Source organism: Corynebacterium sp. HFH0082 (genome assembly GCF_000411235.1).
GTDB classification, from domain to species: Bacteria; Actinomycetota; Actinomycetes; order Mycobacteriales; family Mycobacteriaceae; genus Corynebacterium; species Corynebacterium jeikeium_D.
Genome location: NZ_KE150404.1, coordinates 1,958,569 through 1,981,083 on the forward strand (window position 1 = coordinate 1,958,569; position 22,515 = coordinate 1,981,083).

At 58.3% G+C, this 22,515-nt stretch carries 15 protein-coding genes; 11 read left to right on the forward strand and 4 right to left on the reverse strand.

The window, feature by feature from the left end:
* The first annotated feature begins 208 nt into the window (after positions 1-208).
* The gene (locus HMPREF1206_RS08475) at positions 209-2,638 is read left to right on the forward strand and encodes a DUF2339 domain-containing protein (RefSeq protein WP_016422906.1); all 2,430 of its coding nucleotides are present in this window, start codon (positions 209-211) and stop codon (positions 2,636-2,638) included.
* Position 2,639: 1 nt separating this feature from the next.
* Here HMPREF1206_RS08475 and uvrA read toward each other — a convergent pair whose 3' ends face one another.
* Positions 2,640-5,492, reverse strand: coding sequence for an excinuclease ABC subunit UvrA (uvrA, locus tag HMPREF1206_RS08480; RefSeq protein ID WP_016422907.1), 2,853 nt, complete (start codon positions 5,490-5,492; stop codon positions 2,640-2,642).
* Between the two features lie 139 nt (positions 5,493-5,631).
* Between uvrA and HMPREF1206_RS08485 the strand changes: the two genes are divergently transcribed.
* From HMPREF1206_RS08485 to HMPREF1206_RS08500, 4 genes are all read left to right on the forward strand, one after another.
* On the forward strand, positions 5,632-6,339 hold the full coding sequence (locus HMPREF1206_RS08485; RefSeq protein WP_016422908.1) for an MBL fold metallo-hydrolase: 708 nt from the start codon (positions 5,632-5,634) through the stop codon (positions 6,337-6,339).
* 189 nt (positions 6,340-6,528) lie between these two features.
* Complete coding sequence (locus tag HMPREF1206_RS08490; protein ID WP_016422909.1) at positions 6,529-7,398, forward strand: DoxX family protein; 870 nt, start codon at positions 6,529-6,531, stop codon at positions 7,396-7,398.
* A gap of 133 nt (positions 7,399-7,531) precedes the next feature.
* A complete protein-coding gene (locus HMPREF1206_RS08495; RefSeq protein ID WP_016422910.1) occupies positions 7,532-10,033 on the forward strand; it encodes an AAA family ATPase in 2,502 nt (833 codons plus the stop codon).
* A gap of 34 nt (positions 10,034-10,067) precedes the next feature.
* Complete coding sequence (locus HMPREF1206_RS08500; RefSeq protein WP_016422911.1) at positions 10,068-11,162, forward strand: DNA glycosylase AlkZ-like family protein; 1,095 nt, start codon at positions 10,068-10,070, stop codon at positions 11,160-11,162.
* 68 nt (positions 11,163-11,230) lie between these two features.
* Here HMPREF1206_RS08500 and HMPREF1206_RS08505 read toward each other — a convergent pair whose 3' ends face one another.
* Complete coding sequence (locus HMPREF1206_RS08505) at positions 11,231-11,671, reverse strand: universal stress protein (protein WP_005511992.1); 441 nt, start codon at positions 11,669-11,671, stop codon at positions 11,231-11,233.
* 132 nt (positions 11,672-11,803) lie between these two features.
* Positions 11,804-13,936 carry an excinuclease ABC subunit UvrB gene (gene uvrB / locus HMPREF1206_RS08510; RefSeq protein WP_016422912.1) on the reverse strand — a complete coding sequence of 711 codons (2,133 nt, stop codon included), beginning with the start codon at positions 13,934-13,936 and terminating at the stop codon, positions 11,804-11,806.
* A gap of 398 nt (positions 13,937-14,334) precedes the next feature.
* On the opposite strand from uvrB, the gene HMPREF1206_RS08515 reads away from it, so the two are divergent.
* The 6 genes from HMPREF1206_RS08515 to HMPREF1206_RS08540 all read left to right on the forward strand — a co-directional run bounded on the left by HMPREF1206_RS08515 (position 14,335) and on the right by HMPREF1206_RS08540 (position 19,870).
* Positions 14,335-15,216: a type IV toxin-antitoxin system AbiEi family antitoxin domain-containing protein gene (locus HMPREF1206_RS08515; RefSeq protein ID WP_016422914.1), complete on the forward strand. Its 882-nt coding sequence runs from the start codon at positions 14,335-14,337 to the stop codon at positions 15,214-15,216.
* A gap of 69 nt (positions 15,217-15,285) precedes the next feature.
* Positions 15,286-16,254: an ABC transporter ATP-binding protein gene (locus tag HMPREF1206_RS08520; RefSeq protein WP_005511996.1), complete on the forward strand. Its 969-nt coding sequence runs from the start codon at positions 15,286-15,288 to the stop codon at positions 16,252-16,254.
* Between the two features lie 24 nt (positions 16,255-16,278).
* Entirely contained in the window at positions 16,279-17,127 is an 849-nt protein-coding gene (locus HMPREF1206_RS08525; protein WP_016422915.1) for an ABC transporter permease, read from the forward strand.
* A gap of 117 nt (positions 17,128-17,244) precedes the next feature.
* The gene (locus tag HMPREF1206_RS08530; RefSeq protein WP_016422916.1) at positions 17,245-18,489 is read left to right on the forward strand and encodes a sensor histidine kinase; all 1,245 of its coding nucleotides are present in this window, start codon (positions 17,245-17,247) and stop codon (positions 18,487-18,489) included.
* The gene (locus HMPREF1206_RS08535) at positions 18,486-19,082 is read left to right on the forward strand and encodes a response regulator transcription factor (protein WP_016422917.1); all 597 of its coding nucleotides are present in this window, start codon (positions 18,486-18,488) and stop codon (positions 19,080-19,082) included. The genes HMPREF1206_RS08530 and HMPREF1206_RS08535 overlap by 4 nt, the downstream gene beginning before the upstream one ends.
* A gap of 80 nt (positions 19,083-19,162) precedes the next feature.
* Positions 19,163-19,870, forward strand: a complete 708-nt coding sequence (locus tag HMPREF1206_RS08540) for a hypothetical protein (protein ID WP_016422918.1) — start codon at positions 19,163-19,165, stop codon at positions 19,868-19,870.
* On the opposite strand, the gene mprF is transcribed toward HMPREF1206_RS08540, so the two are convergent.
* Positions 19,863-22,448 (reverse strand): bifunctional lysylphosphatidylglycerol flippase/synthetase MprF, encoded by a 2,586-nt coding sequence (mprF, locus tag HMPREF1206_RS08545; protein ID WP_016422919.1) that lies wholly within the window; start codon positions 22,446-22,448, stop codon positions 19,863-19,865. The genes HMPREF1206_RS08540 and mprF overlap by 8 nt on opposite strands.
* Positions 22,449-22,515: the final 67 nt, after the last annotated feature.

The following is a 22,515-nucleotide window of genomic DNA, read 5'->3' on the forward strand; positions in this document are numbered from 1 at the left end:
CCCGAAGGCAGCAAACATCGCATTCTGGCGGTCGTAGACGAGATGTTAACACAGCTGTTCTCGCACACCAAAACCGACGCTTATGCCAGGTTATTTACCACCAGCTCCCCGGCGCACTACCGAGCGCTTAAAAGTGCAATCCGAATTGTAATCAGATTGGTAGATTCTCTCCATAGTTTTTAGGCCAAACACGATTAAAGTCGTCACCATGAATACTGGCTCCAACGGCTTTGGCCCTAAAGCCGAGAACACCGATCCTAATCAGCATTCCGCCCGATACGACAAGCCTCCGACCGGCGATTTTGTCCTGACCGGCGACTCCGTCTCAGAGCTTTCCCATGCTCTGGCAGATCTCGAAGCTAGCTCGCTTCGGCTGGCTCAGCTGACTCATACTTGGCAGGTGCGCCTTTCTCAGGAAAGCGGGCAAGCGCCGACTGGACCGCACGCGCCTCAAGGTGCGACTCAAGCGCCGCCCCATGCTGCACCCCAAGGGGCTCCTCAGCACAATCCGCAACCGCCGCCAGCGCCCAGTCCACCACTAGAGCAGGCGCCTCCTCCCCGTTGGGCACCGCAGGCTGAGCAGACACTGACCACACCGCAGTATCCCCAGCAGCCTCAGCAGATGCAGGTGCCATCACCGCCAACACAAGCGGACTGGCGGAATCAACCAGCTCCCCTGCCACAGAGCGACGCAGCTGCGCAGCCGATGTTTGGCTTCCCCTCTGCCCACCAATGGCGGCGGGATTCAAAGTCACCACAGTCTTCTCCCTCGTCACAGTCTTCTCCCACAGACTCCACCCCGCCACCGAAGCTGCCAGAGGCATCGCGCGAACCTCGCGAGCCCTGGTGGCGCAACGAGAAGGCAATCATCAGAATCATCGCCATCTTCGGTGGTCTCATCACCGCTGCCGGTATCGCGTTTTTCGTCGCGGTCGCAATCCAATCCGGCCTGATTGGACCGGCCGGTCGTGTGATCCTGGCTTACTTGTTGGCCGCCGTGCTCGCGGTCGCGGCTGTGCGAGCGCACCGTCGTCAAGCACCGCCTGCTGGTGTGACGGCGTTGATTGCGACATCACTAGCCGCTGCGCACCTGACAACGATGTCGATGTCCTACCTCCTCGACTGGATTCCGGTGGCAGCGACGCTGGTCATCATGTTGCCTTTCGCCGCAGTCGGTCTATACGGCGCGCGGTGGACGAAGTCGAGTGCAACCGCGGCGTGGACAATCACAATCAACACCGGATTAATGCTGTGGGCGACGATCGGCCTCAACTTCCACGCCCGCCCGCTGAGCTCCTCGCTCGCGCAAATCCCCCTTCAACTGATGGTCATCGCCGCTATCGTCTGCCTCCTGAACGTCCCCTTCCGGAAGTACGTAGTCGCATTCCTGCTCGGCGCAAACGTTCTCATCGGCGTAATCACGACCAACAATGCACTGGTGATGCCCGCAATCGCCGCACTCACCATTGCCCTTTTCGTGTTTGCCCAGTTCGGCCCGCTGGCGATGGCTCGCCAACTCACTCCCGAGCTTGACGACGAGCCTTCGGAAACCAGCACCTGGGAAGACGATCTGGTCACCATCACGTCAGTAGTTGCCTTCTCGACTCCGGTTGTAGCTGCAGTCCCAACGGTCAACGCCACACAGTCCACCTCCAGCCTCTGGTTGCTGTTCTACGGCGGATTCGTGCTGTTCATCGCAATTGCTGCAGTATTCCTTTGGAACCGTGCCATCTTCCGCTATCTCGCACCATTGGCCTTGGCCACGGCAATTCTGCCCTGGCTAGCGCTCGCGGTGGCGGGCCCGGAAAGGAGCTCAGGAGCCGATACTGGAACCTACACTTGGGGTCTCATCCCAATCTCCATCGGTGCCGCGCTCTTTGTCTGGGCGCTGGCCACAGCACCGAAGCACGGCGCGATTGGCGCACGACTACAGGCCCCAGAGCCAACGCGGGATGCCGTCGCACCATATACAAAGATTGCGGCACTGACCTGGCTACTCGGCGCAACGGTAGTACACCTCTACATCCTGCCCGCAGCATTGAATGCCGGTGCTGCGGACGACTACTCGGCAACGTGGGCAGAAATGCTTTCGCTGTTGTTCCTGCTGTGCGCCGACGTCGGCCTGGCCGTGACGGCAGCGAGGTCGCAGCTACCGCCAGCTTTTGCACTGATTGGCCTGGCTGCACTGGGTATGCCATTTATCGTGCTGCTCACGACTATTGGCGTGAGCTTCAACGCTGCACACATGTTGTTGAGTATTTTCTGGGCCACGATTGCCGGCATGCTGGTGCTATCGAAGAGGTTCCACCACATTCCGGCGCGACTGGCAGCGGGTTTAACGATTGCGGCGCTGTCTATCGTCAAGCTGATCTTCTACGACATGGCAACGCTCGATGGCGTTATCCGCGCCTTGGCGTTCCTCGGCTGTGGCCTGATTCTGCTGGCCATGGCGGTCTCCGGGGCGAAGCAGAAGAGTGCCGAGGAGCCGGCGGCACCGGACCGTGACGGCACCGCCAGCAATACTGACGCTGCCGGCGCGAGCGGCGCAGCAGATGCCGACCCCGCTGCTGACAGAATGGAAGGCATCACCCGCACCGACGGTCCTGAGATCTCCGACGGAAACGACCCGACTACCTAAGCTACTTAAGCAGCGGCTTCAGGTACTGCCCGGTGTGGGAGCCGGAACAGTTCGCGACATCCTCCGGCGTGCCCTCTACAACCACGGTGCCACCGCCGGAGCCGCCTTCCGGCCCCATGTCGATGATCCAATCCGCAGACTTGATGACATCCAAATTGTGCTCAATGACAATGACGGTGTTGCCCTTGTCCACCAGGCCCTGCAACACCAACATGAGCTTGCGGATGTCCTCAAAATGCAGCCCCGTGGTCGGCTCATCCAAGATGTAGACCGTCCGGCCATTGGAGCGCTTCTGCAGCTCACTGGCCAGCTTTACACGCTGAGCCTCACCGCCCGAGAGTGTGGTTGCCGCCTGTCCGAGACGGACATAGCCCAGGCCGACGTCGACAAGCGTATTGAGATAACGCGCAATCGACTGAATCGGCTCGAAGAACTCCGCTGCCTCGGAGATGGGCATGTCCAGCACCTCAGCGATGGTCTTGCCCTTGTAACGAACCTCCAGCGTTTCGCGGTTGTAGCGCGCGCCGTGGCAAACCTCGCAAGGCACATAGACGTCCGGCAGGAAGTTCATCTCAATCTTGATGGTGCCGTCGCCCTTACACGCCTCACAGCGGCCGCCCTTGACGTTGAAGCTGAAACGACCGGGCTTATAACCACGAACCTTGGCCTCTTGCGTCTCGGCGAAGAGGTTGCGGATCTTGTCGAACACACCGGTGTACGTCGCTGGGTTGGAACGCGGGGTGCGACCAATCGGCGACTGGTCTACCTGCACCAGCTTGTCCAGCTGATCCAACCCCTCCACGCGGCTGTGTCGACCCGGCACCTGACGAGCACCGTTGAGCTCGTTGCTCATCACCTTGGCCAGGATTTCGTTGACCAAGGTGGACTTGCCGGACCCGGAAACACCCGTGACGCAGGTCAGCACACCGAGCGGGAACTTCACGTCGATCTTCTTCAGGTTGTTTTCGCGAGCGCCCTTGACCGTCACCATGCGCGACTTATCAATCGCACGACGGTTCTCCGGCACCGCCAATACCCGACGACCCGAGAGATACGCACCTGTCAGTGATTCCTCGCAGTCAACGATGCCAGACGGTTCACCCTGGTAGACAATCTGTCCACCGTATTCACCGGCCTTTGGCCCAATGTCGACCAGCCAATCGGCCTCGCGAATCGTGTCCTCATCATGCTCGACCACAATCAGGGTATTGCCCAGGTCGCGCAGGTTTTTCAGAGTCTTGATTAGACGGTTGTTATCACGCTGGTGAAGACCAATCGATGGCTCATCTAAGACATAGAGCACGCCTGCGAGCCCCGAACCAATCTGTGTGGCCAGACGAATTCGCTGCGCTTCACCACCGGACAGCGTGCCTGCCGAGCGCGACAGGGACAGATAGTCCAGCCCCACATCTAGCAGGAACTTCAGACGAGCCTGCACCTCACGCAGAACACGCCCGGCAATCATTTCCTCGCGCTTGCCCAGAGTCAGGGAATTCAGAAATGCCGAGCCATCGTGAACCGATAGCTCTGTCAGCTCGGCAATATTCTTCTGCCCGAACTCCGCCGAATCCAACGTCACCGAAAGAATTTCCGGACGCAAACGAGTACCGCTACATGCCGGACACGGCACCTCACGCATGTACCCCTGGAAACGCTCCTTCTGAGAGTCACTCTCCGCCTGCGACAGCTTGCGGTGCAGGTACGGCATCACGCCTTCAAACGGCGCGGTGTACTGGCGAGTACGGCCATACCGATTGCGGTAACGCACCGTGACCTTGTGGCTGGAACCATGCAGCAGGGCCTTGCGCTGCGGCGCTGTAAGTTCCTCAAAAGGCGTGGTCGGGTCGAAGCTCATCTCGGTGGCGAGCCCCTCGACCAGTTTTTCAAAGTACTTCTTGTTCAGCGTCTGCCGCCATGGCGCAATCGCCTCAATCGTCGGCAGCGACGGATCTGGAATCACCAGGTCCGTGTCCACCTCCAGCTTGGTGCCGATACCGTCACACTCCGGGCACGCACCATACGGCGAGTTAAAGGAAAACGACCGTGGCTCCAACTCATCGATAGCAATACGGTGCCCATTCGGGCAGGCCATCTTCTCCGAGAACCGCTGGGTTCGACGCGGGTCGTCCGCCTCTAGCCCGACGGCGTCGATGACCACGACGCCGTCGGCAAGCAGAAGCGCCGTTTCGACGGAATCGGTGAGCCTGCGCTGCTGCGACTCCTTCACCTGGAGACGGTCAATGACCACGTCAATGTCATGCTTGACCTGCTTCTTCAGCTTCGGCGGATCCGTCAGACGGTGCATTTCACCATCGACGATGACACGCGCGTATCCCTCGGATGCGAGGCGTTCAAACAGGTCGACGAATTCACCCTTGCGCGTGCGCACGACGGGTGCGAGGACCTGGAATTTGGTGCCCTCCGGCATTTCCATGACCTGATCGACGATCTGCTGTGGAGTCTGTGAGGAGATTACTTCCCCACAGGTCGGACAGTGCGGTGTACCGGTGCGCGCGTAGAGAAGACGCAGGTAGTCATACACTTCAGTGATGGTTCCGACGGTCGAGCGCGGGTTGCGGTTCGTCGACTTCTGGTCGATCGACACCGCCGGCGAGAGCCCCTCAATCATCTCTACATCGGGCTTTTCCATCTGCCCCAGGAACATGCGCGCATAGGAGCTCAGCGACTCCACGTAACGGCGCTGGCCCTCGGCGAAAATTGTGTCAAATGCCAGTGACGATTTACCCGACCCCGACAGACCGGTGAAAACCACCATCTTGTCTCTGGGCAAATCGATGTCAACACCCTGCAGGTTATGCTCGCGGGCGCCTCTGACCACTAGACGTTCAGCCACAGTGGGAAACCTCAATTCGTCGACGATTCACTGCCGACTAGTCTACAGCCCATAACCAATTTTTCGCACATGTGTTCAGAGACTCGTGGTTACGTTGCGCTCCTAGCGCGCCGACAGACACCTCATTACCCTGGGGCGCATGAACGACGACATTACAATCAGCCCTTACTCCAATTCGCCGAGCACGCGCGGCGTTGAGCGCATTGACTACGGCAATGTCACTATTTATAAGACCTCCGTCGGACCGATGGACAACAACGTCTACCTTTTGGTCGACTCCCGCGAGCCCGACAATTCCCTACTTATCGACGCCGCCACCGACGCCGACCACCTAATCCGCCTGGTTGAGCACGTCGGCGCGCAGGTCCGCACGATTGTCACCACGCACTCCCACGGCGATCACGTTCAGGCGCTCGGCGAGCTCCTGCAGTCATTCCCGGCCCGCCACATCACGTCCAGCCTCGACGCTGCCGACATTCCCGAGCCCGCCGACCAGCAGCTCGACGGCGGCGAGACCATCACGTTCGGCGAGGACATCACGCTGCCCACGTTCATCCTGCGCGGACACACCAAGGGCGGCCTCTGCCTCGACCTGTCCGCCAAGGAAGCCGGCGCGCTTTCCGAGGACACCCCGTCACACCACCTCTTCGTCGGTGACAGCATCTTCCCAGGCGGCGTCGGCAAGACGTACTCCCCCGAGGATTTCACGCAGCTTATCGACGATGTCGAGAGCCGCGTCTTCCACGTCTACCCCGCCGACTCGGTGATTCACCCCGGCCACGGCAAAGACACCACAGTTGGTGTCGAGAGCCCCGAGGTCGAGAACTGGCGCCAGCGTGGTCGGTAGCGCTGGATGAGCGTGGTCGGTAGTGCTGGATGAGTGTGGTTGGCAGCGCTGGATGCAGCCGGAGCTTCTGAAAAACTCGTCATTCCCGCGACATAAATAGGCCGGGCTGCGTAGGATTAATAGTGAATTACAGCGACCAGATGGCCAAAAACACGGTTTCACCTGGACGACAAAGGAGATGGAATTTAGATGATTCGCAAGTTTGCCCGACCAATGCTGGCCTCGGTTTTCGTTGCCGACGGTGTCGACACGCTGATGAACCAAAAGGATCATGAAGAGGGCGCACGCGACCTAATTGCCCGCGTCCGCTCCGTAACCCCGAACCAGTACAACAAGTACGTGCCAAATAGTGAGAAGCTGGTTGTCCAGGTCGTCGCTGGTACCAAGGTTGCTGCGGGTTCCCTCTACGCTCTGGGTAAGGCTCCACGCCTGTCCGCCACCGCTCTGGTCGCTGCACAGGTTCCGACGATGCTGGCTCGCCACGCATTCTGGGAGACCCAGGATTCGAAGGAGAAGGCAGCTCGCCGCACTGGTTTCCTGACCGACATCGGTCTGCTGGGTGGCCTCTTCCTGGCTACCGCTGACACCGACGGAAAGCCGGGTGTCGCTTGGCGCGCTGAGAAGGCTGGCAAGCAGCTGAACAAGAAGGTTCAGGCTGCCCTGCCGACCAAGTCTGAAACCGAGCAGCGCACTGAGGAAATCAGCGCAGCCTTCGCTTCCGCCGGCGAGAACGTCCGCGAAAAGGCTGGCCTGCTCCGTGACCGCGCTTCTGAGGCCACCGATGGGGCTCGTGAATACGTCGAGGACAACAAGGACGGCTGGCGCGAGCAGCTCACCGACGCCTTCGACACCGCTAAGAGCTACGTCGAGGACAACAAGGACGACTGGATTGCCAAGGCTACCGAGCTCGCTGAGGACGCTCGCGACTACGCCGAGGACCTGGGCAAGGATCTCAAGAAGGACACTCGCAAGCAGCGCAAGGAACTGCGCAAGCGCGCAGCCAAGGCTTCCAAGGAGGCCAAGAAGTCCGCAAAGAAGGCGCAGAAGCGCCTGCAGTAAGTTTGCTGCCGCAGTTAAAGCGGTATACTTAAACGCTCCCCACGCCACTACGCGTGCGGGAGCGTTTTCATATTTTTATATTCATTCAGCACATCAGTTAGCACTAATTCAGCGATTCGTTGAGGAGACCAGGTTGGCGTCGCGCGCATCCGAGCCCGGGCAGGACCAGACAGGCCGCATTGGCCGCACTGGCCAGGCAGGTCTGCCGGACCAAGCAAGTTCAGCACCACAGCGAGAAGAAGAGAGTACCCTCGCTGCCGAACAGGCCTACGTCGACCGTGCGTTCAGCTTCCTCGACCGGGCACGCGAGCGCGACCAAGAGTACCTGCGCCAGGTCATGCTCATCGACGCCCCAGACCCGCAAGCCCGCGTTGAACGCGAGGTGGAATACCACCGACTACAGGCTAATCTGGACCGCTACCGCTCAGCCGAGATCGGCCTGGTCTTTGGTCGAATCGATATCGATGACATAGACCCCGACAATCCTTTGGCAGAGGAAGGGCCGGGGGCGACCGTCGATAAGCGATACATCGGGCGAATCGGCCTGTCCGATGAAGGCGACGATTACCGCACGGTCATCATGGATTGGCGTGCCGACGGTGCGCGCCCGTTTTACCTGGCCACGACCGCGCATCCCGAGGGAGTCAGTCTGCGTCGCCACCTGCGCACTCACGGCCGGAAGGTCCGCAGCATTGACGACGAATGGCTCTCCGGCGAGGAAGCCGACAGCGCACACGAGACCGAAGTTGAAGCGGGCGTCGGTGGCGAATCGGTGCTGCGGGAGGTCATGAATCAAGCGCGCACCGGCCATATGCGAGGCATTGTGGAGACCATTCAGCGCGAGCAGGACCTCATCATCCGCGACTCCACCCGCGGCACCCTGGTCGTCCAGGGCGGTCCCGGCACGGGCAAGACGGCGGTGGCGCTGCATCGCGTCGCGTGGCTTCTCTACACCTACCGCGATCAACTGGCGAAAACCGGTGTCCTCATCATCGGCCCGAACACAACTTTCCTCGACTACATCTCGCGCGTGCTGCCGAGCCTCGGCGAAACTGGCGTGGTGCTGACCACCATCGCCGATCTCTACCCCGGCGTGCGCGGTTCCAACGCGCTTATCGACGGACACAACCCCGAACCCCTGGTTGCGCAGGAAGTTAAGGGCTCGATTGAGATGCTCACTATCCTGCGCGAAGCCGTGCGGGCCTACCAGGAGCTCCCCGCGGAACCTCTTGAAGTCCGGAACGACAACATCACCCTGACGATCACACCTGACATGGTGAAAACTGCACGCACGCGTGCGCGGCGGACTCGGAAACCCCACAATCTGGCCCGGCCGATTTTCCGCGATCACGTGGTGGAGCTCCTGGCCGCGCAGATGGCCGAGGTCATCGGCGCCGACCCGCTGGGCGGCGAGAACCTGCTGTCCGTGACCGACGTTGCCGACTTACGTGACGAAATTGACGAATCGGGAGCAGTCGCCGACATCCTCGACGAGCTGTGGCCTGCGCTTACGCCCGAGCGGGTGCTGTCGGAACTGCTGAGCTCTCGCGAGGCCATCGACTACGCCGCCAGCGATTACGACGAGCTGACGCGCGAGGCTCTCTACCGGCCGGAAGGCACCGACTGGATGCCTTCCGACGCCCCGCTTCTCGACGAGCTGGCGGAACTCCTCGGCCCGGTTGGTGAATCGGAGGCCGATGAAGAGGATTGGCAGGCCCGCGTCGAGGAGGCGCAGGGCGCGTTGGATACCCTGTCCAGTTCTGCATCCCAGGATCTTGACGACGGCTTCGAGGCCGAGATTTTGTCAGCGTATGACGTCATCGATGCCGAGGCACTGGCCGAACGCCACCGTGAGCGCGACCTGCGATCCACCGCCGAGCGGGCGGCGGCGGATCGTCTGTGGGCCTACGGCCATGTCATCGTCGACGAGGCTCAGGAACTCTCCGCGATGGCCTGGCGAATGCTGCGCCGCCGCAGCCCCAACGGCTGGATGACCCTCGTCGGCGACGTGGCCCAGACGGGCTCCCCCGCAGGTGCCGCGACCTGGGATGATGTGCTGGAACCCATCATCGGCTCGAGGTGGCATCTCCACGAGCTGACCGTCAACTACCGCACCCCAGCTGAGGTGATGGAGGTCGCCGCCAGCGTCCTGGCCGAGATTGATCCGGAGCTGGAGGCACCGCAGTCGATCCGCGCGACCGGCCGCAAGCCTGTCCAGGCTCGCACCGTGACGGAGGCTCTGGCGCATGTGGAGCAGGTTGCGCAGCCGGACCGCCTGGTCGCTGTGATCGCGCCCGCCGAGTTGCTCGAAGCCACGCGCGCGGAGGTGCGGGATTTTCTCGGTGGTGGAGCTGATGGAGATGGTGACCCTGATGGTGCTGGCGGGGCTAGTGCCGCCGATGACGCACCTGCTACTCGCCCCAGCAAACTCACCAACTGCGCGGTCTACGACATCACGACCTCAAAAGGCCTGGAATTCGACGAGGTCATCGTCGTTGCGCCCGACCAGATTGTGGCGCAATCCCCACAGGGGCTACAGGACCTGTACGTTGCACTGACTCGTGCGACCCAGGGGCTAATTGTTGTGGCGCCTCAGCAGTCGGGCGTTTTGCCGGAGCTGCAATGGTTAGAATGACGAGGATAGTGCCGTACAGAATGAGTGAGACATAATGTCCCAAAACTATCTACCTCAGCTAGCTGAACTTCGCGCACGCCGTCTCATTGCCCAGGGGTTAGCTGCAAGTCAAGCACGCAGCGATTGGAATACAAACCTCAAGTCGCCTGCATTATCAGCAACGCATGGCATGGTTGCTCTGCAAGGACAGAATTATTCGAACGGTGTTGATGCCATCGCCTTGCGCAGTGGCAGCACCACCGACGATGTTTTAGCAGCCATTTCTTCTTACGACATCGTTCGCTGTTGGTCGCAACGAGGCACCCTGCACTTTGTTTCAGCGCAAGACGCGGGAGCAATTATGAGGTTGACGAATCCGCGCATCGAAAAGGCAGCAGCAAGACGTCGTACGACACTCGGGCTTTCTCAAGATGATGTGCAGACCGCAAGGGCAGCATTTCATTCCGAATTGCGCTCACGTGGCCTGTCCGACCCGCTGACTCGGACTGAAGCCTATGAGGTTTTCGCAGATCATGGAATAGACCCCACGGAACAAAGAGGTCCTCACCTACTGCGCACATTCGGCGGCGAAGGCGCTGTCGTCCAAGGGCCACGAAGAGGATCCGAAGATACCTTCGTCCTGCTTGCCGACGTAACGTCCAAAGACGGCCTCTCAGCAAATACCACAGAGGGCTCCAGCACAGAACACTCAGCTGAATCCACGCTGGCCGACATTGCCTGGCGCTATGTTAATTCCCGCGGACCTATCTGTGTAGCTGACTTCGCGTGGTGGCTGGGGCTGACGAAAACTCAAGCGAAAAAGGCCCTTAAGCTTATCGATCACTTAATAGTTCCTTTCTCCCTCGATTCCTCTGCCTCTCCGGACGCGCCAACTGACACAGAATTCATCGGTGAAAATCTCGCGCAAAATGAGTACTTCATGCCGACATGGCAGCAGAACGTAACTGAAGCCGAGCTTGAAGCCGCGCTTTCACTGACGCTTCGACTGCCCGCTTTTGACGAGTACCTCATGGGCTACGGCAGCCGCACCGAAACTCTTCCTGAATCCCTTCGCAACCAGGTCTTAACCAGAAACGGAATTAGCTGGCCTTTTGTAGTTGAAGAAGGGGTTATCACCGGCCGACAATAGAAAAACCGGCACCTCAACCCAAAGGTGCCGGTTTAAAGCGAAAGCTAAACTGTTAGCTCACCGTTTTATTAGCTCACAGTGTGAACAATCATGACGTCACAGTCCGACTGACGAGCAACATCAGCCGGCACGGAGCCCAGCAGACGACCAGTCAGCGAGTTAATGCCGCGGTTACCGACCACCAGCAGGTCAGCGCGGCGGTCGGTGACCAGAGACATCAGAGCCTCAACCGGGGAGCCGGAGCGAACCTCGGTCTCAACCTTGGTAGCGCCGACGGCCTCTGCGGCCTCCTTAGCAGCAGCCAGGTTCTTCTGAGCCGGATCATCGCCGAGGACCTGAACCGAATCCTGGCGCAGGGTCTTGGACGCATCCTCTGCAGTCTCGTAGTAAGCGCAGCCGATAACCAGGGTGGCATCGAAAGCAGCGGCAATCGAGGCAGCGCGCTCTACTGCGAGCAGCGACGACTTAGAACCATCCGTGCCGACAACAATGGTCTTGTAATCACTCATGAAAACTATCCCTCACTGTGGAAGTTGCATTAAAACAGTTCATCGTGCGTAACGCCGTCGTTGCCCCGAACCCACTGGCCAGAGCCACTTTCGCGAATACACTGTTTTACTTCCCACAACAGTAGCAAAAAACTACTCGACACCGGCCTCAATCATCCCCTTAAGTTCCTTCTTGAGGTCGAAAATCTCATCGCGCAAGCGCCCCGCGAGCTCGAACTTCAACTCTCGCGCAGCCGCGGCCATCTGCTCCGACAGGTCCGCGATAAGCGCCTCGAGCTCAGCCCTCGGCATCTGCTTACCGCTGGCACCATCGGCCGCGCCCGAGCCGTCGGCACGCGAGAGCAGCGCATCAGCGGCCGCACCGGTCTTGCCTTCGTAATCGGTGTCAGCGTTGTCGTAGACCTGATCCAGAATGTCCGCGATCTTCTTGCGCAGCGGCTGCGGATCGATGCCATGCTCGGTGTTGTACGCAATCTGCTTTTCGCGGCGGCGCTCCGTCTCGTCGATGGCGAACCGCATGGAATCGGTGATCTTGTCGGCGTACATGTGCACCTCGCCGGAGACGTTTCGCGCGGCACGACCAATCGTCTGAATCAACGAGCGCTCCGAACGCAGGAACCCCTCCTTATCGGCGTCGAGGATTGCCACCAGCGAAACCTCGGGCAGGTCGAGGCCCTCGCGCAGCAGGTTAATGCCGACCAGCACGTCGTACTCGCCGAGCCGCAACTGTCGCAGCAGCTCAACGCGCTTGAGCGTATCCACATCCGAGTGCATGTACCGCACCTGCACACCATTTTCGAGCAGGTAGTCGGTCAGGTCCTCCGCCATCTTCTTCGTCAGGGTGGTCACGAGAACGCGCTCGTCACGCTCGGTGCGCTTTCGGATCTCGCCGATCAGATCATCAATCTGCCCCTCAGTAGGCTTAACGACGATCTTGGGGTCCACCAGCCCAGTCGGACGAATGACCTGCTCCACATACTCTCCACCGGTCTTTTCGAGCTCATAGTCACCCGGCGTTGCGGACATGAACACGACCTGGCCCACGCGGGCATCGAATTCGTCGAACGTCAGCGGGCGGTTATCCAGCGCCGATGGGAGGCGGAAACCGAAGTCGACGAGGTTGCGCTTACGGGAAGCGTCGCCCTCGAACATGCCGCCAATCTGTGGCACGGTGACGTGCGACTCATCGATGATGGTGAGGAAGTCCTCCGGGAAATAGTCAATGAGCGTCGCGGGGGCCGAGCCCGGCGCGCGACCATCGATGTGGCGCGAGTAGTTCTCAATGCCGGAGCAGAAGCCGACCTGTTCAATCATTTCGAGGTCGTACTCCGTGCGCATGCGCAGACGCTGTGCTTCCAGCAACTTGCCCCGGTTTTCCAGATCCGCCAGGCGTTCGGCGAGTTCGGCCTTGATGTCCGCGACGGCCCGTTCCATGCGCTCCGGGCCGGCGACGTAGTGCGTAGCAGGGAAAATGCGCAGCTCCGGGACTTGGTCGATGACGTCGCCCGTGACTGGATTGAGGTAGTACAGCGAATCAATCTCGTCGCCGAAGAACTCCACCCGCACGGCCTTTTCTTCGTAGGCCGGGATGATGTCGACCACGTCACCTTTTACTCGGAAGGTGCCGCGGGTAAAGGCAATGTCATTGCGGGCATACTGAATGTCCACCAAAAGGCGCAGGAACTGGTCGCGGTCGACTTCCTCTCCCTCCTTCAGCCACACCGAACGGTCGAGGTAGGACTGCGGGGTACCCAGGCCATAGATGCACGAAACAGAGCTGACGACGACTACGTCGCGACGCGACAGCAGCGCTGAAGTAGCCGAGTGGCGCAGTCGCTCCACGTCCTCGTTGATGGAGGAATCCTTTTCAATATAGGTATCGGTCTGCGCGATATAGGCCTCGGGTTGGTAGTAGTCGTAGTACGAAACGAAGTACTCGACCGCGTTGTTTGGCAGCAGGCTGCGGAGCTCATTGGCCAGCTGGGCCGCCAGCGTCTTGTTCGGTGCCATGACCAGAGTTGGCCGCTGCACCTTTTCGATCAGCCACGCTGCGGTGGCTGACTTACCGGTGCCCGTGGCACCCATCAGGACTACCTCGCGCTCGCCTCTATCTAGGCGCTCCGACAGTTCCGCGATTGCCTGCGGCTGGTCGCCCGAGGGCTCGAACTCGCTGATGACCTCGAAGTTTCCCTCAGCGCGCTCGACTTCACCGACGGGCCGGAACTCCGAGTGCGCGAGGACGGGTTGCTCTGCTGCAAATGCCATAGTTCCCAGCGTAGCGAAGGCTGTCTTGAAAGCGGCTGGTTACGTTACTTCCTGGGGCTTTGGGCTGTCCAGGGCTGGGGCCCAGGGGCTTAGGAGCGGCTGTCGAGTTCCGGACCAACATTAAAATCGGCACAGATTTGGACAAGGCTGGCATAAAGTCGCTGCCAGGCCAGCAAAGGCAGGTTCCGCTTCACCAGCTGGCCCTTAGTGCGCATGGACTGACTCCTGGTGAAGCGCAAGCCGTCTTATCGATGGTCCGCGGCTGCGGCTGCGAGGCTGCGAGGCTGCAAGGCTGCGGGAGGCCTGGGTTATCCACACCCTGAAAGTTGTCCACAGATTGGACGTGGAGCCTCTCTCGCAGCGAAGTCCCTGGGCCGAAAAAGCTTAGAGTCCCGACCATGGGAAGTTTCACCACGGCCGAGTTGCGTGCACTCGGCATCGGAGAGAAAAAGACCAGAGCCCTCCTACAACAAGGCAGGCTAACTAAATTGGTACGGGGCCTCTACATTGACGACCACTCTCCCGCCTCAGTCGCCCGAGCAATCACGGGGCATTACAAAAGCATTGCGCTAAGCGGTAAAAGCGCAGCTCAAATCCACTTGAGACTTCCCCTGACACTTCCTATCCAGGCAGAGGGCGCGGGATCAGTTCAGGCCGAGACCTTCTCCATTAGGCACAGCCGCCTGCCGGCCTACACCGACATCAATGGCCTCCCAGTTGCCGAAGCCCTCTGGGCAGCACGCGCTTCAAAAGACTATGCACACAGAATCCTGGAAACACACTACGCCGGCCGGGACGGCGAGAAGCGACTCAACCACGACCTCAGCCGGATGCGGAAAGTCCCCGCATGGCTGCGTGAAACCATCACCACCACGCCGATTGGCTCATGCAGCGAACTCGAGCGCAAGCTGGCCCGTCCACTAATCAAGCGCGGGTACCGCATCCGAATGAACCAGTACATCGGCCCCTACTGCTTCGACATCCTGCTTGACCAGTGGAAAATAGCCATCGAAGTTGACTCAGAGAAGTACCACGCCAACGAGGACTCGTTCATCACAGATCGCTGGAAGACCAACTCCGGCACGCTGCACGGCTGGATAATCCTAAGGTTCACAGACTCATGCATCAATTGGAATCTCGACAGCGTCCTCGACGAAATCGAGCAGGCAATCCGATGGGTACAAAAGCGCCGTCCCCGCGTGGACTATAAACCAGGATGGCCTGCCTGCCAGAAAGTCTGGGAGTGGAATCCAACGGTTGGCTACGCCAACAAGCAATGACACCTGTCATGGGCAATTCGTGACACCACCTATACGTCCATACCTCTAATCCGCGCTGAACTTGGAACTATGAATCCGGACGTAATTCTCGAGTTCTCCAATATCACCAAGCAATTCAGCAAAGGCCAGGTAACCGCACTCGATGATGTCAGCGCCACCGTCCGCCGCGGTGAGGTCGTCGCCATCCTCGGTGAAAACGGCGCAGGCAAAACCACACTTATCGATCTCATCCTCGGCCTGACCACACCCACCGCCGGCCGCATCGAAGTCAACGGCCAATCATCCAGGAACGCGGTCAATGCTCAGCAGGTCGGCGCTATCTTGCAGACGGGCGGTTTGCTTCCCGACGTAACGGTCGAGGACACACTCAAGATGATTGCCAGTGGCTATTCGGAGCATGTGGCGTTGGCGGACGTCGTAAAGCAAGCGCGGCTGGAACCCTTGCTGAAGCGGAAAGTCGGTAAGTGCTCGGGCGGTGAGCAGCAGCGATTGAAGTTTGCGTTGGCCCTGCTCGGTGATCCGGAGTTGATTGTGTTGGATGAGCCGACAGCGGGGATGGATCCGAGTGCGCGGCGCAATTTTTGGGCGGATATTCATGCCCGGGCGGAGCGTGGCACGACGGTGTTGTTCACCACGCATTACATGGATGAGGCGGAGGATTTTTCGAAGCGAATCATCATGCTGCACAAAGGGCGTATCATGGCGGACTTGGATACGCCGAGCATGCTTGCGCTGAGTAAATCAGTGCTGGTTGAGGCTAATTTTCCGGGTGCGGCACCGGAGCTTTCAGAGCGCACTGAGGTCGATGAGGTCACCTGGTTGAGTAGCGCTGCTGGGGAACCGGCCGGGACCAGTAGGCGCGTGCGGCTGCGGACACGGGATTCGGACTCACTGCTTCGTCACTTGGTAACGGAGACGGATGCGACCGACTTCACGGTCCAGCGCGCGAAGCTTGATGACATTTTCATTTCTATGCAGCGTGACGCAGATGTTGCAGCTGATGCCACGCCCGATGTCGCCGTGGCTGCTGGGAACTAAAGGAAATAACTGGAAAGGATTGCCATGACGTACACCGCGACTGAAACTTCGTCCGACATACCCGGCGCGACTGCTGGTACCAGCGCAACAAAGCTAACCGAATCCCACGGCCTGTCGACATACATCGCCATTCAGATCAAACGCTATCTGTCCGACTGGTCGAACCTGTTCTTCTCCATCGGCCTGCCCATCTTGTTCTTTCTGGTGTTCGGTGCCTCGCTCGACCGCGGCGGCGATGCCTTCCCTCACGGCAATGTCACCGCCTACGTGATGATTGGCATGGCTATTTACGGCGGCGTCACAGCAGCGGTGGCCAGCGCCGGACAAACGATTATGGAGCAAACCACGGGATGGGGTCGCCAGCTTGCGCTGACACCAATGTCGACGTCGCATATTGTACTAAGCCAGGCAATTCTGGTGCTCTTCGCCGCAGTGTTGCCGATTGCGGCAATGTATCTTCTCGGCCTCGTCATCGGCGCCGAGATGGAGCCACGGGCCTGGATTGTCAGCTTCATTCTCTGTGTTGTAACCTGTCTGCCGTTTGGTTTCTACGGCTATGCCTGGGCACTGCTGCTGCCGAAGCCGTCAGCGCTCAGTATCGCGTCGGGCTCGATTGTCGTGCTGTCTTACCTCGGTAACCTCTTTATCCCGATGCAGGGCACGTTGCTGGCAATCAGCCGCTTCACGCCACTGTTCGGTTCTGTGACTCTGTCGAGGTATCCGCTGACCGCAGGTCTTACTCCCAGCACGGATACTGGTGCAGGACTCTACACCGAGCCACTGTGGGTGCCCATTGTCAATGTTGCAGTGTGGAGCATCCTGCTAATCGGCTTCTGCATATATCTGAACAAGCGCGAGAAGTCGCGGCTGTAAATGGCGCGGCGAAACACGGCTAGATAGCAAACCCAAGCGATAGCCATCGCCTCCATCTAACCTGTGACTAACTAGACCAACTTCCCTCTGCCACCGACCGAGACCGCCTAGGCATCTATGACAACCACTTTGCGACGCAGCTTCAGCCATCCCTTCCAGGGATTCCATGTCTACTCCGCACTGTCGGCTGGCATCTGGATTGTGGTTTTACCCTTCGTCTTCTTCGGTTTCGGCGCCGAAAAGGTCGCTCAGATAACTGCGCTGATTGTCAGCTTTGCGCTGGTGTACATCTTCATCTGGGGCTCACTTCACTACTATCCTCGCGGCTGGTTGCAACGAGCTCGCAACATACTTGCCCTGTGCATAGTCGCAGCGTTCGGCCTGCTCTCCATCCCGCTTGTGGGAAACGGCGCCAGCGCATTCCTGCCATTTGTCGCAGCATTGCTCAGTTGGATGCTGCCCATCATCCCCGCCATCCTCAGCATTGGCGTGCTCGGCGCAACAATCGTTACCATTAGTCATTTCTTGGCTCCGGAAAGCGGTCTCATCTTACCCATCGATGCCCTGTTTTGGGCCGTCGTTGTCTGCTGCGTTGTTCAACTCAGCAGGTTCTCCCAGGAACGAGCCCAGCTCAACCAGGAAATTGAGCTCAGCCAGCAGCGCGACTCCATCGCCCGCGATGTCCACGACGTGCTGGGCCATTCGCTGACGGTCATCTCGCTCAAATCTGAAGTCGCGCGGCGTTTGGTCCACACCAACCCCGATGCCGCCGCTGCCGAACTCGAGGCCATCACCGCTCTGTCGCGCACATCGCTTGCCGAAGTCCGCTCAACAGTCACACGCATGCGCCAGCCGGATCTCGCAGGCGAGCTCGCCGCCGCCGCGCGGGCATTCCACACCGCACACATTGAGGCTTCGCTTCCCGACGATTCCAGCGGTGTAACCACCAATGCGAAACTCTTCTCCTGGGTGATTCGCGAGGCCACCACCAATATCATTCGGCATTCTGAGGCAGAGAATGTCTCAATCGAACTCACACCATCCAGCGTGGAAATCATCGACGATGGCATCGGCTTCGACATTTCCGACCTAGGCTGCGATTCCTCCGCGGCTACCACGGGCGAAGGCCAAACTGTCGCCGCTGGTGGATTGGCTGGGCTGAAGCAGCGTGTCCAGGATGCTGGCGGTGACCTCATTATCGAGTCCGCACCAGGTCGCGGCACTCGCCTTGTGGCCACGATGACGCAGTCACGCTTGCAGCGCTCGCACCGCTCCCACCACGCGGGCCGTTCATCCACCACAAGCTCCAAAAACCACCTCACTGACACAACCGTCACCGAATATGCGCGGGAGAATAGATGATTCGCGTTCTCATAGCTGATGATCAGCACCTAGTTCGAGGGGCTTTAAAGGCTCTACTGGAAACCGAACCGGACTTGGACATCGTGGCTGAAGCCGCCGACGGCATTGAAACAACGCAAAAAGTCATCGAGCAGGACGTCGATGTCGCGCTTATTGACATCGAAATGCCGCGCCTCAACGGCATTGACACCATCGCGAAAATTTCTGACCACTGCCGCTGCCTCGTCGTCACTACTTTTGCTCGCCCCGGCTACCTCAAACGCGCACTTCAGGCCGGTGCCAGCGGATTCCTGGCAAAGGACACGCCTCCTGAGCAGCTCGCAGAAGCTATTCGACGCATCCACTCCGACCTCCGAGTCATCGATCCGGCCTTGGCCGAGGCCTCACTTTTCACGGCCGACTCTCCCCTGACCGACCGCGAAGTCGAGATCGCTCGACTGATTCTCCAAGGCGCTGATACGGGCACAATCGCCGGCCAGCTCTTCATTGCCAAGGGCACGGTGCGCAATCAGGTGTCGTCAATTATCACGAAGACGAATACCTCAAACCGCGTCGAGGCCGCGAAAACTGCTCGCGACAATGGTTGGCTCTAGAAAACAGGTCGAAATACCGCCCTGATTTTCATCGAATCGTTATTACTTTCATAGTGCGAAAACTCCCTACTGCCCACTGCGTGACGCCTACGAACACCCACCACACCTTTGCTTCACGACGTGCACTCATCGCCGGTATCCTCGCCACAACCGCATTGACCTTCACCGCCTGCTCTCAAAACGACGGCGCAGTAACTAGCCAATCGGCAGCTGACACCGCCACCATGACTCAGACTGACGGCAACGCATCAAACGCAAACTCAGAGAATAGGCCGAACCCAACCGGCTCAAACTCTGATGCTGGCGGCAGCAATAACGGTGGCGCTGCCGGAAACTCCGACGACACCTCCGACGATGCAAATTCTTCCGAGACGGCCCCATCACAAAATGGTGGACAAACCAATGGGGATACCGAAACCACGTCTTCGTCGTCAAGCGAAAATGCAGACATCGGCCAGGCGATGAGGGACATCATCTACAGCAACTCGTCGCCGGGGACCACGTTTACCGGGGGCGAGGAGATGACTGTTTACGTGTATGGCGATGGTTACCGCACGAATCTGGTCGTTGCCGGGCCGAATACCAGCTGTGAGTTTACCACCGAGGTCTTCCATCAGCAGACCGACGGTCTCAACGCCACCGCTGATAACATTCGCGATAATTTGAAGCCGAATATTCAGGCAACGAGCCCTGCGACCGGCCAGACCTACGATGTCAGCTGCGGCACGCAGGGCGATGGTGTCGTGGCGTGCAGCGGCGGAAACGACGCACGGATTTATATCAATTAGCGTTGATTGCCATTTCGGGAGCAGGCATTTCGTCTTCACTCGTTGACAGCGCAATTGCTGAATACTGCCCTGGCCGATTGATCAGTTTCGACAGACTTGCGGTAATGGCAGGCAACGATTTCACATCGGTGTAGGTCAAGTACCGAGACTTCCATACAGGCTTGAACTTCTCCTTGTAATTGCGCAGCCCGCGGAAGTTATAAATCCGTCCGCCGTAGTTGTACACCAAATAGATCGTTTTTTCGCTGAGCCTAGAATGCGGTCGGGCACCTGTGTTTGACATTGGTGCCATGCCAAAATTGAACTCGGTATATCCATGGTTCTTTGCCCACTCCATCAGATTCACGAAAATGCCATCCATCACTCCATCTGGAGCATCAGGTCGAATGCGCATCAAATCCACTGACGCAACCCTTTGCCCTTGCGGCATTATCGAAGCAAATCCTTCGACACGGTCTGAATCCGCCGATCGAACAACTGCAATCGGTGCACGTGACAGATAATTCTCATCAAAGAAACCGAGCGAGAAGCTCATTTCCGTGCGTTTTCCGAGCCACTCCTGCGATGCGTCTCGCAATTCCATAATGAATTCTGGGCTGTACGGTGCCTCGGCAATTTCAAAAGTACAACCAGAGCTTTCTAACTTGTTGTACATACGTCGGAACGTCTTGCCCTTATTACCGACTCGGGTGAAACCCGAAATATCAACCGTCGCATCTTCACCGAGTTTGACCAGGCTCATGCCCTCATTTACACATCGAGCCAAATGGTCTTCGCCCACTTCATAGAATGCGACCGAGCACTGAAAGGTATCCGCATAGTCAATAAAGTCCGCGAACAGTTGATTGAAGGCATCCGGGTCGCCGAATGGATCACCGAGTGCAATCAAGGTCGTGCCATGGGGGCGGTACAGCAACGCTGCACGGTCCGCACCATTTCGCTTATCGACGGTAAAGAAAACCTGCTTATCGCCTAGGTAATACAGATGCGAAAAAGCATTCCCGCCCCATTTTTCAATCAGGGCCTCGAATCGACGTGTCTGCTCTTCGTTTGGGGCTTCGAACTCCGGAGCGCGACAGCGAGAAAACAATACTGCAATTGCCACAGCACATGCGAGCATTACGTAGAAAAGAACCATTGGCCAGTGAGTATTGGCATGCGGGGATGGTGCGGGTACATTGACCACCTTATTTACCCGAAGCGCATGCCAACTCGAAAGAACGATTGGAATAGCAATCGCCAGAGCTGCCGTTGGTACGAAACTACTCCACTTTAATGGGAGTGGATCTCGATCAAACGCACTGCGAGACGCGAATAGTGCAAGTGCAAAGACCCCAAGATAAATAGCCTCTTCGTAGTCGATTCCGCGCACTAGACACGCAACCGCTGCCACCCCAAGCAGCACTAAAACCAGCTGGTAGCAGCGTCTGACTCGTTGGTTAATTCCGCGAGCCAAGATAAGCAACATGACGGCGATAAACAGCACTGTCAAATGCGATGCACGCCGGACAGTGCTCGGCAAAACTTCTTCGATAATCCGAATACGTGAAGCAATTTCAGGTGTCAGCGCCGAAACAAAGAGCAAAAGACTAGAGAAAACGGTGATAACTGCGAGTATCCGAGCCATGACACGGTGCGGAAAATCGGACTCGAGTTCTTTCACGCTGTCGGAGACCCAAAAGACCGCCGCCAGCAGCCACGGAACGATGTAATAGAAAACGCGGTACAGTACAAGGCCAAGCAGAATATGGTTAGTGTCGAGGCCAACTTTGGCGCACAGCGCAAACACTGTGAGGTCGAAGCTACCAGCTCCTGCAGGCAGGAAAGATAGCAATCCGGCCAGAGTGGCGGTTGCAAAAATAAAGATAGCAATCGGGAGTGAAAACTCCGGTGTGAACACCCGAACGCATACCCAGAAGAACAGCCCAGCTGCTGCCCAATCAACGACTGAGGTGCCGAGAAGATACCACTTTTCCCGCTTTCCTATCTGCGCAAAAGTCGTTTTTCTTAAATCAATTACGCCAAGTTTAAATCTATCCGCTAAGAAAAACAGCGGCAGATAAAAACATGAGATTATGGCGACGACAATTAACCAGCCATCGAAATGCACTGCGTACGGCAACGTTATTGCCAACATTACGAATAACCCGAGTAGGTTGGCAGCCCACACACTTGCCGAAACACCAATGGACTTACCTCGGTCCGCACCCGCCCAGGTATAGTATTTCGCACGGATTGTACCTCCGGTGAGCCCACCGAATCCGGCGAAATTATTAAAGGCCTGCGCAATCCAGCCAATCTTCAATGCTTCGCGTGGCGACACCTCCACACCGGCATATTTGGAGGCGACCAAGTCGTAGAGTCCCGTCGCACTGAACGCAATCAGACCTAACACCATGATGATTGCGTTTACGTGCATCGACGTATCAGCAAAAATTTCTCGAAGTTGGCTTCCTGAAATGGCGGCAAACTGGCCACGAGCCACAAGCACGATAATGGAGATTATCGCGATATAGAAAACAATCTTTAAGATTTTTCCGTGCGCCTTAAGCCACTGGTACAAGGATTGCATCGTCATACCTTTAACTCCGATCTTTAATTTCGCAGATGATCTAAACCAGACAGCCATACTTTTGATGGCCGCA

What these genes read in the sequence shown, in the direction of transcription:
- HMPREF1206_RS08515 (WP_016422914.1), top strand. Translation starts at nt 14,335, where the DNA reads ATGGGAAGTTTCACCACGGCCGAGTTGCGTGCACTCGGCATCGGAGAG.
- HMPREF1206_RS08505 (WP_005511992.1), bottom strand. Translation starts at nt 11,671, where the DNA reads ATGAGTGATTACAAGACCATTGTTGTCGGCACGGATGGTTCTAAGTCG.
- uvrB (WP_016422912.1), bottom strand. Translation starts at nt 13,936, where the DNA reads ATGGCATTTGCAGCAGAGCAACCCGTCCTCGCGCACTCGGAGTTCCGG.
- HMPREF1206_RS08475 (WP_016422906.1), top strand. Translation starts at nt 209, where the DNA reads ATGAATACTGGCTCCAACGGCTTTGGCCCTAAAGCCGAGAACACCGAT.
- mprF (WP_016422919.1), bottom strand. Translation starts at nt 22,448, where the DNA reads ATGACGATGCAATCCTTGTACCAGTGGCTTAAGGCGCACGGAAAAATC.
- HMPREF1206_RS08485 (WP_016422908.1), top strand. Translation starts at nt 5,632, where the DNA reads ATGAACGACGACATTACAATCAGCCCTTACTCCAATTCGCCGAGCACG.
- HMPREF1206_RS08530 (WP_016422916.1), top strand. Translation starts at nt 17,245, where the DNA reads ATGACAACCACTTTGCGACGCAGCTTCAGCCATCCCTTCCAGGGATTC.
- HMPREF1206_RS08500 (WP_016422911.1), top strand. Translation starts at nt 10,068, where the DNA reads ATGTCCCAAAACTATCTACCTCAGCTAGCTGAACTTCGCGCACGCCGT.
- HMPREF1206_RS08520 (WP_005511996.1), top strand. Translation starts at nt 15,286, where the DNA reads ATGAATCCGGACGTAATTCTCGAGTTCTCCAATATCACCAAGCAATTC.
- HMPREF1206_RS08490 (WP_016422909.1), top strand. Translation starts at nt 6,529, where the DNA reads ATGATTCGCAAGTTTGCCCGACCAATGCTGGCCTCGGTTTTCGTTGCC.
- HMPREF1206_RS08525 (WP_016422915.1), top strand. Translation starts at nt 16,279, where the DNA reads ATGACGTACACCGCGACTGAAACTTCGTCCGACATACCCGGCGCGACT.
- HMPREF1206_RS08535 (WP_016422917.1), top strand. Translation starts at nt 18,486, where the DNA reads ATGATTCGCGTTCTCATAGCTGATGATCAGCACCTAGTTCGAGGGGCT.